The organism is Candidatus Angelobacter sp. (assembly GCA_035607015.1).
GTDB lineage: Bacteria > Verrucomicrobiota > Verrucomicrobiia > Limisphaerales > AV2 > AV2.
Map to the genome: position 1 here is coordinate 1 of DATNDF010000040.1, position 7765 is coordinate 7765.

Below are 7765 nucleotides of genomic sequence, written 5' to 3' on the forward strand. Positions count from 1 at the left end.
CGGCCCGAAGGGACCGCTCAAATTGCAGGACCACGGCAACACGACCCGTTATCGCAACATCTGGGTTCGCCCTTTGAACACGTCCGCCGAATAACAGCCTCCATTATCTGCCCATGAACTCACACGCATTCACACGTTGGCGCAAGGCTGCTGCGTTCGCAGGCCTCGCAAGTCTCGCAACCGTTTTGATTACGGCCGCTGCCGAAAAATCAGGCGACAAAGAACCACCGGTCATTGATCCCGGCCCGCCGCCTGCGGACGCCCTCGTCTTGTTCGACGGAAAGGATTTGTCGAAATGGCAAAACGGCAAAGGCGGCGACGCGAAATGGAAACTGCCCGGCGACGGCTCGATGGAAGTCAACGGCACCGGCAGCATCATGACGAAGGAGGAGTTCGGCGATGTGCAACTGCACGTCGAGTGGGCCACGCCCGGGGAAGTAAAGGGTGAGGGCCAGGGCCGCGGCAACAGCGGCGTTTATTTGCAGGGCCGCTATGAAATCCAGGTGCTCGATTCCTACAACAACAAGACCTATTTCAACGGCCAGGCGGGAGCGTTCTACGAACACAACGCGCCGCTCGTGAACGCCTCGCGCAAACCTGGCGAATGGCAGACCTACGACATCATTTTTCACCCGCCAAGAACCGGCGCGGATGGAAAGGCAATACCCGGCTCGTTCACCGTCCTGCACAACGGTGTGCTGATCCAGGATCACATTCCGGTGAACGGCGACGCGACTCGGGCCGCGAACTTCCAGGGCATCACGCCCAAAGGCCCGCTCGTGTTGCAGGACCACGGCAATCCGGTTCGTTACCGCAATATCTGGCTACGGAAGCTTTGATCACTTGTCGGGGGGGGATCGAGCGCGCAGCAGCTTATGGCATCTACCGATTCACTACCAGACAAGGCAGCAGCCGAGTTTGTTGCCGCGCAGTTGGAACGGCTCGTCGCGCTGCCTCTCGACACACCAGAGGATGAGGAACGTTGGGAGGGTGAGTGTGCGAGTTTCCAGACTGCACTTGAGACGCGCTTTCCAACGTTCGAACTTGAGCACCACGTCTGGCATTTTTTCACCGACACTGATATTCGTCAGAAGGATGCAGGTTATAGAGAGCGGCAGAATCGGGCGGTCGCCGATTACGTGAGACGGCTTCGATATGGTCGTTGTTGAGTTTCCCCGATCTTGCGTGGATCAATGGAACGAAACCCAGCCGGTTGATTAACGATTGGCAGAGTTCAGTCGCGTCATCGACTCAATGGAACTCCATGTGAGGCTCGTTATCATTGTTCCAAAGGCAACGGACTTCAGGACTTTTCGAGTCCAGAACCTTTTCGGTCTTGAGGGTTTCCACGTGGTCATCGCAGAAAACGATATTCATCCGTCCGTTATGACGGCGCCTGCCGAGCGAGGTGAAAAGCGGGAGGTTCGGCACTGCGGAGACAATACCTTCTGACAGGTCGGCCATTCCGAAAAGAATTCCAGGTCCCTTGGGCCCGAAAATTGACGGGAGGAGAACCGAATCACCCACCGCGATCATTTGAGAAGGACTCCTAACCTCTCCATCCCGAATGGGACGGACAGGTGCAGCATTGAGGAGGTTTTCACTGGAAATTAAGTCGTCGAAGATTTCGCCAGCCAATCCCAACTGCGCATGACGCCCGTTGAGATTAATCGATTTCTGCGCAAGACCCCCTTTATTGTAGCCGTAGGCAGCCCTGTTCGCGTAGAGTGTACCCCGAGCTTTGAGGTAACTGGGACAAGCGAGAACCGTACGGCCTTGCGATCCGTACGGACCGTTAGTTGGGAGAGGAAGGTAGGATTCCGGCGGCCGTTTGATCCCGTAATTCGCCAGCTTGTTCTGCCAACCCAAGGTTGAAAAGAGCATGCCGGGATCGCCGTCGTAGTCTACCGGATACGCTCAGTAGTCATCAGCGTACACTGTCAGCGCTACACCGATCTGGTGGAGATTATTCCTGCACACCGTCATGTAGGCGGACTCCCGCGCGCGCGACAAAGCCGGCAACAGCAGCGCCGCCAGAATCGCGATGGTGGCGATGACGACCAGCAGCTCGATGAGAGTGAACGCGCGCTTGAGGCCAGCAGCATCCCGTCGTGTTCGGTGGCGTTCCGCGCAGCGTTGAAGGAGGCAAGTCATATCACTCCGGAGTGTCGGGTAATCTAGCCACTTTGTCTGGCCTGTCAACGACACGGCGAGACCGTTTGGCCGGCCATTTCAAGGTAAATGCACTTGAGGTACTGCGCTTCGGGGAACGTTGCCGGATGGTCCGGCGCATGACCGGTCGTTTTCAGTTCCGTAAACTGTGCACCTGATTTTTTTGCCGCGAGCCGGATCGCGCCAAAGAATTCCTCCGCGCTGACGTGCGCCGAACATGACGCCGCGACCAGCACACCGCCAGGCCGCAGGTGCGCGATGCCGCTTTGTGCCAGTTTCCCGTACGCCTGGATTGCGCCGGAGCGCTCGGTCTCGCGCCTCGCCAGCGACGGCGGATCGAGGATAACAAGGTCGAACTTTTTTGACCGGTTTTCATCCAGCCATTCGAAAGCATCTCCCTGAATCGTTTCGTGCCGGCAGGCGACGACGGTTGAATTGGAGTTGTTCAAATCAAAGTTGCGCCTCGCTCCGGAGAGGGCGTGAGCACTGATGTCAAGATCCACGACGGACTTTGCGCCGCCATGCGCCGCGTACACCGAGAACCCGCCAGTGAAGCTGAAGGCGTTCAACGCGTCGCGTCCCCGGGCGAGTGATCCAACCATGCGGCGGTTTTCACGCTGGTCGAAAAAGAAGCCCGTCTTTTGTCCGTGGACAACGTCTGCTTCAAACCGCAGGCCCGTCTCCAGGAAGGTAACGACGGCGTCCCGTTTGTCTCCGAACAAAAAGGCTCCATCTTCCTTTCCAAGAATTCCTCGCGCGGCCTCCTGTATATTCCGGCTCAACCGCAGCACGATTTGCCCGGGTTTCAGTTCTTCGCGAATCAAGTCAACTGTCTCGCCGATTCGCGGCAGCCACGCGCCCGTGTAAAGCTTTAGGACGAGCGTCGTGTCATAGCGGTCGAGCACGAGGCCCGGCCAACCATCGCTTTCACCATTGATCCAGCGATGACCGGTCGTTTGTTCGTCGAACAGACCGGAGCGACGCGTGATTGCCGACCGGAATCGCTCGCGCCACCAGGCCTTGTCGAGGATCATCGGTTTGCCCGCATGCAGGACACGCAGACGAATCGGTGAATCAGGGTCAAACAAACCGATGGCAAGAAACCTGTCGTTGCGGTCATATACGACGGCGAGTTCACCGGGAGCACCCTCGCGATTCTGTTCGCGGATGCTGTCAGCGAACAGCCACGGATGGCCCGAGCGGAGCTGTCGCGCGGCATCCGGCGTGACGCGAAGCCGGAGGCGGGGAGCCCTCCGGCTTGTGTCGGAGCCGGCGCGGCCGGGCACTTTTTCATGCTTCACGTCCCGCATTGGATCAATGTTTGTAGCCTGCACTTTTCCGGTTGCCGTCTTGCGCGACAGTCGCGATTTCTTCGCGAGTCAGACGACGCCACTGACCCTTGGCCAATGTGCCGAGTCGCAACGGGCCGATGCCCACGCGCACGAGCCGCAGCACGTTGACTCCGAGCGCCGCGAGCAATCGCCGGATGTGGCGGTTCTTCCCTTCGTCGAGCACGATCTCAAGCCAGCTGTTTTTCTCACCCGTCCGGAGCATTGACGCGCGTTTCGCGCTCAACCAATCGCCATCGTCTGACACGCCTTTCTCGATTTTCTGAACCAACGCGTCGGCGGCAAGGCAATCCACCTGCACATGATAGGTCTTGGCGAGATGGGTGGCCGGATCCGTGACGCGCGCCGCCCAGGTGGTGTCGTTGGTGAACAGCAGCAATCCTTCACTCGCCTTGTCCAGCCGGCCAACCGGAAAAACTCGAGGGAGGTTTTCGTCTTCGAGGCAGGCGAACACCGTCTGGCGGCCCTTTTCGTCGGATGCGCTCGTGACCAGCCCGCGCGGTTTGTTGAGCAACAGGTAAACCTTCTGTGCTTCGCGCACGAGCCGACCCTCGACTTCGATGCGGTCCCGTCCGAGTTGCACCCCCTTTTCGGGATCGAGCTGAACGACCCCGTTGACGCGGACGCGTCCGGCTCCAATCAAAGTCCACGCCTGGCTTCGCGAGCAATGTCCAAGTTTTGACAACGCGCGGGCCAGCCCCGTCCGCCGGACGCCGCGCGCTGAAAATCGCTCTCTGTGCCGCTGGCCGGTCGTGGATCGGAACGATTTCACACGACCAGCAAACTCTGCTTGTGAATCGGAATCCAGCCCGGAAGTGGCGCGAAATCGAACTGCAACCGACTGCTCAATGCTGGTGGGCATGAGCCGGAACGTCGCCGGCGGACTCAAGGAAGGCGAGGAGATCGAAAATCTGCTGCCTCGTCAACGTGTTCAACAGCCCGAGGGGCATGAGCGACGAAGTTTGCGGCTGCCGCTGTTTGAAGTCGGACTTTTTGAGTGATTGAATAAGTGCGTCGGACGGGCCGGTCTGGATGGTCAGTGTGTCGGCGTCCTCCTTCACGATCATCCCTGTCAGTTCGTCTCCATTCGCAAGTTCGAACTGATAGTTTCGATAGCGGTCATCAATCTTCAGCGACGGTTCAAGAATCTGTCGCAGTATGTCCGCGCGATTATTGTTGTAGCGCTTGAACACGTCGGTCAACTCCGGTCCGTACGCGTAGCCTTCGCTGCCGAGCTTGTGACATTGCACGCAGGCGAGCCTGGTGAAAAACTCCCTGCCACTGGCGGCGTTTCCGTTCGCTTCGGGTTTTGCAAGGTCCGGCGCCAGATCTTCGAATTTCCATTCCGTCATCTTCTGCTCGATATGGCTCGCGAGATAGGCATCCACGTCGTTGACCACCGCCAGCGTGCCCGTCATGCGCCGCCAATGCCCCGGATAAGAACAGAGGTAGGGATATTCACCGGGCCGGGCGGGCGCCGTGAAGGCCAGCTTTGTCTGCTGGCCCGGGTCCAGGAGCTTCGTGGCGAACAGCACCTTCGGCGAATCGGGCACGTAGAGCCGCAGAAGAGCGTCCGGCTGCGGCGCCATCTTCTCCGCAATCTGACCGATCTCCTCCAACGCGCCCGGCGCGACGATCATGAAGTTATGCTGCATCGCGTCGTCGTTTTTCAAAATGATCTCCACCGGCTTGCCGGGTTCCACGACGATGAGCGTTTTGTCGTAAAGCATCTGCTCGCGAATCGTGTGAATGACAAACACGCTCGCGCCAAGCGAACGCAGCGTCTTGCCGGCTGCCCGGGCGCTGTCGGACGGCAACAACGAGGCGAGATCCGTGGCGAATTGGATGGCGTTGACTGCGTCCGGTTCAGTGCGCTGTTCCACCGGCACTGATTTCAGCCAGGCGACGAGGCTTTCAATCAACGGTTCCGCCTGCTCTTTGGGCCAGGACTTTCGCGGGAGCTGCTGGAGGCCGGCGACGCTCGCCGCGCGCTCGGTTCCCGACTTCACCAATGCGGCCAGGGTGTCGAACGTCTCCGCGTCGTGGCCGGGCACTGTGGCAATCGCGGTGATGGCCGCGCGTCGCACTTCCGGCGGATCGGCCTTGTGAAGAAGCGGTTCGATTTTTGGATAAAGCGACGCGCGCAGATTCACGTCGCGAATGAGTGGAACCGAGAGCAGCAAGTCCGCGAATTTCGCAGCGTCCGACTCAACCTGCGGCCAGGTTTTATCCGCGGACGCGTCAGCGGTCAGGCCCGCCGCGTAGCCCATCTGACGGGTCAACGGTAGTTGCGATTCGGTCGCCAGCTTTTCCAGGTCAGCCCGTTTGGCCGCGAGGCCGGTCGATTTGTTCTGGAGCAGGAGCGCAGCGAGATCGCGCAACACCGGCTCTGATTCTTCGCCTTTCTGGTCAAGCTCCTGAACGCCTTTGAGTAGTTCCGTCAACGTGTCCGTGTTGCGAATTTTGGCGAGACCTTCCAACGACTCGATCCGGTATTTTCGTTCGAGTCCCTTCCGCTCTAGGAGCGCGACATAGACGAACTCACTTCGTGGCGCTTCGATCAGTTCCTTGTTCGACAAGCGACCGAGAACGTAGGCTGCCGCGCGTGGGCTTTTCGGCAGGTTCAGTGTTTTCGCGGGCGGCTCATCGGCAGCGCGGACAGACGATAGTTCGGTTACCGAGACTACTGCGAAAATGGCAAGAGGCAGGAATGGAATGCTCAAAGAGGTCAGATTTGCAGTACGACCTCCGTGATAAATGAACGCGCTTAACGGCTTTGGACCCAGGCAGGAATCATGCGGAACAATCATCTTCATCAAACGGTAAATTTCCTTCATTTGACCCTGGCGGTATTGGTGACGGAGCCTCGAATCGCTTCGAATACCAGTGCTTTGCGATACACGTTTTCCGTCTCGTCGCCAGTGAGTCGCTTCCAACACCACCCCACTGGAAAGATGGTGTTGTTGCTTCCTACTGTGAGCGGGTAGGAACGCGGTCCTGCAGCCGAGTGGTCAACCGACCACGTACCGCCGTCACGTTGCCGCAGCACCTCACCAACGTAAGCACCATAGCCGGTTGCGAGACCGACAGTGCCGGGCTTAGGGTTGGCTTTGTCCACTTCCTTGGAGATGCGGCCAAGTTCCTCTTCAATGAGTTTGATGGAATCGAGCGAGTAGTCCAAATCAATACTCCTGTCAGCCTTGACCCACTTCGTGGTCTCGTTCGCGAAATACACCATCATTTCTTCGGTACTGCTAAACTTCGGTGACGCCGTGCCGTAAACTTTCTCAACTGTGAACAGCATTAACCCCAGGACGACGAATGAACCGACCACTGTGCCCAAACCGATGCCCCACCACGAACGCAACCGCTCGAAGCGTGAAGCGGCAGCCCCAAGTATCAACGCAGTGATAACCCAGGCAACGACGAGCACGACGAAATTGCGCGGTGGATAGGTGGACCAATGACCAGAGTGACGCGACACCATCTTAAGAGCAACAGCGGCGAACCAGACGCCACCGACTGTGAATGTTCGGAGGAATGGGCTGGAAATACTCATCGCGTGAAATGCAGCCCGGTTCGCCACTATTTCGTAAATTTATCAAGCTGCTTCATGGTCTGGTCGAGGCAGTATTTGATGTAGTAATCCGGTTTGTTCGGGTCGGCTTCCTTGTCGAGCACTGCCAGCGCGACGTCCGCCGCTTTGCCGGTCTTGAAGAAACTGCAGGCGCGCACGGCTTCGACGCGGACACGCGGGCTGTCGTCCTTCGCCTGCGCTTCGAGCAACGCGAGCGGGTCTTTGACGCGATCGCGCCAGTAGCAAAGGACGCGCGTGGCGGCGGCACGGACGTGATAATCCGGCGAACGCAATTCGCGTTTGAGCAGGTCTTCGTCCACAACGTTCATCCATTGATGAACCCAGAGCGCTTCCAGCATCTCGTGTTCGAAGTTCTTGTCTTTCGCATCGAGTTTCGCGATCCACCGTTTCAAGGCCGGGATGACTTCGCCGCGATCGTGCTTGCCCAGTTCAATCTTCGCGCGGGTGCGCACGTTGTTTTCCGGTTCCTTGAGCAGGTCGAGCAGTTTGTCCACGGGCTGGCCGTCAATCTTCGCCGGCTTGAGCAGCGGACGGCCTTCATACGTGATGCGGTAGATGCGGCCATGCACGTGGTCGCGGTGCGGGTCGCGGATGTGATGCTGCATGTGGCCAATGAGTTGATTGGACCAGTCGAGAAAATAAATCG

8 protein-coding genes and 1 pseudogene are annotated in these 7765 nt (G+C 58.5%); 2 read left to right on the plus strand and 7 right to left on the minus strand.

Annotated features, from left to right (window positions below; genetic code table 11):
• Positions 1–113: 113 nt before the first annotated feature.
• Positions 114–839, plus strand: coding sequence for a DUF1080 domain-containing protein (locus tag VN887_01610; GenBank protein ID HXT38698.1), 726 nt, complete (start codon positions 114–116; stop codon positions 837–839).
• A 36-nt stretch (positions 840–875) separates the two neighbouring features.
• Complete coding sequence (locus VN887_01615; protein ID HXT38699.1) at positions 876–1169, plus strand: hypothetical protein; 294 nt, start codon at positions 876–878, stop codon at positions 1167–1169.
• Positions 1170–1251: 82 nt separating this feature from the next.
• Here VN887_01615 and VN887_01620 read toward each other — a convergent pair whose 3' ends face one another.
• The 7 genes and pseudogenes from VN887_01620 to VN887_01650 all read right to left on the minus strand — a co-directional run.
• A complete protein-coding gene (locus tag VN887_01620) occupies positions 1252–1884 on the minus strand; it encodes a hypothetical protein (GenBank protein HXT38700.1) in 633 nt (210 codons plus the stop codon).
• Positions 1885–1923: 39 nt separating this feature from the next.
• Positions 1924–2154: pseudogene (locus VN887_01625) on the minus strand (prepilin-type N-terminal cleavage/methylation domain-containing protein).
• A gap of 44 nt (positions 2155–2198) precedes the next feature.
• The gene (locus tag VN887_01630; GenBank protein ID HXT38701.1) at positions 2199–3506 is read right to left on the minus strand and encodes a class I SAM-dependent methyltransferase; all 1308 of its coding nucleotides are present in this window, start codon (positions 3504–3506) and stop codon (positions 2199–2201) included.
• The gene (locus tag VN887_01635; GenBank protein ID HXT38702.1) at positions 3487–4293 is read right to left on the minus strand and encodes a pseudouridine synthase; all 807 of its coding nucleotides are present in this window, start codon (positions 4291–4293) and stop codon (positions 3487–3489) included. The genes VN887_01630 and VN887_01635 overlap by 20 nt, the downstream gene beginning before the upstream one ends.
• 73 nt (positions 4294–4366) lie before the next feature.
• Positions 4367–6358, minus strand: coding sequence for a c-type cytochrome (locus VN887_01640; GenBank protein ID HXT38703.1), 1992 nt, complete (start codon positions 6356–6358; stop codon positions 4367–4369).
• Positions 6355–7080: a hypothetical protein gene (locus VN887_01645; protein HXT38704.1), complete on the minus strand. Its 726-nt coding sequence runs from the start codon at positions 7078–7080 to the stop codon at positions 6355–6357. Before VN887_01645 ends, VN887_01640 begins: the two co-directional genes overlap by 4 nt.
• Before the next feature lie 26 nt (positions 7081–7106).
• Positions 7107–7765 (minus strand): HEAT repeat domain-containing protein (locus tag VN887_01650; protein ID HXT38705.1); only part of this gene is annotated, 659 nt, incomplete at its 5' end.

Bases quoted from the DNA above. Each gene is read 5' to 3' on its own strand.
- VN887_01610 (HXT38698.1), top strand. From the start codon at position 114: ATGAACTCACACGCATTCACACGTTGGCGCAAGGCTGCTGCGTTCGCA.
- VN887_01640 (HXT38703.1), bottom strand. From the start codon at position 6,358: ATGAAGGAAATTTACCGTTTGATGAAGATGATTGTTCCGCATGATTCC.
- VN887_01645 (HXT38704.1), bottom strand. From the start codon at position 7,080: ATGAGTATTTCCAGCCCATTCCTCCGAACATTCACAGTCGGTGGCGTC.
- VN887_01620 (HXT38700.1), bottom strand. From the start codon at position 1,884: ATGCTCTTTTCAACCTTGGGTTGGCAGAACAAGCTGGCGAATTACGGG.
- VN887_01615 (HXT38699.1), top strand. From the start codon at position 876: ATGGCATCTACCGATTCACTACCAGACAAGGCAGCAGCCGAGTTTGTT.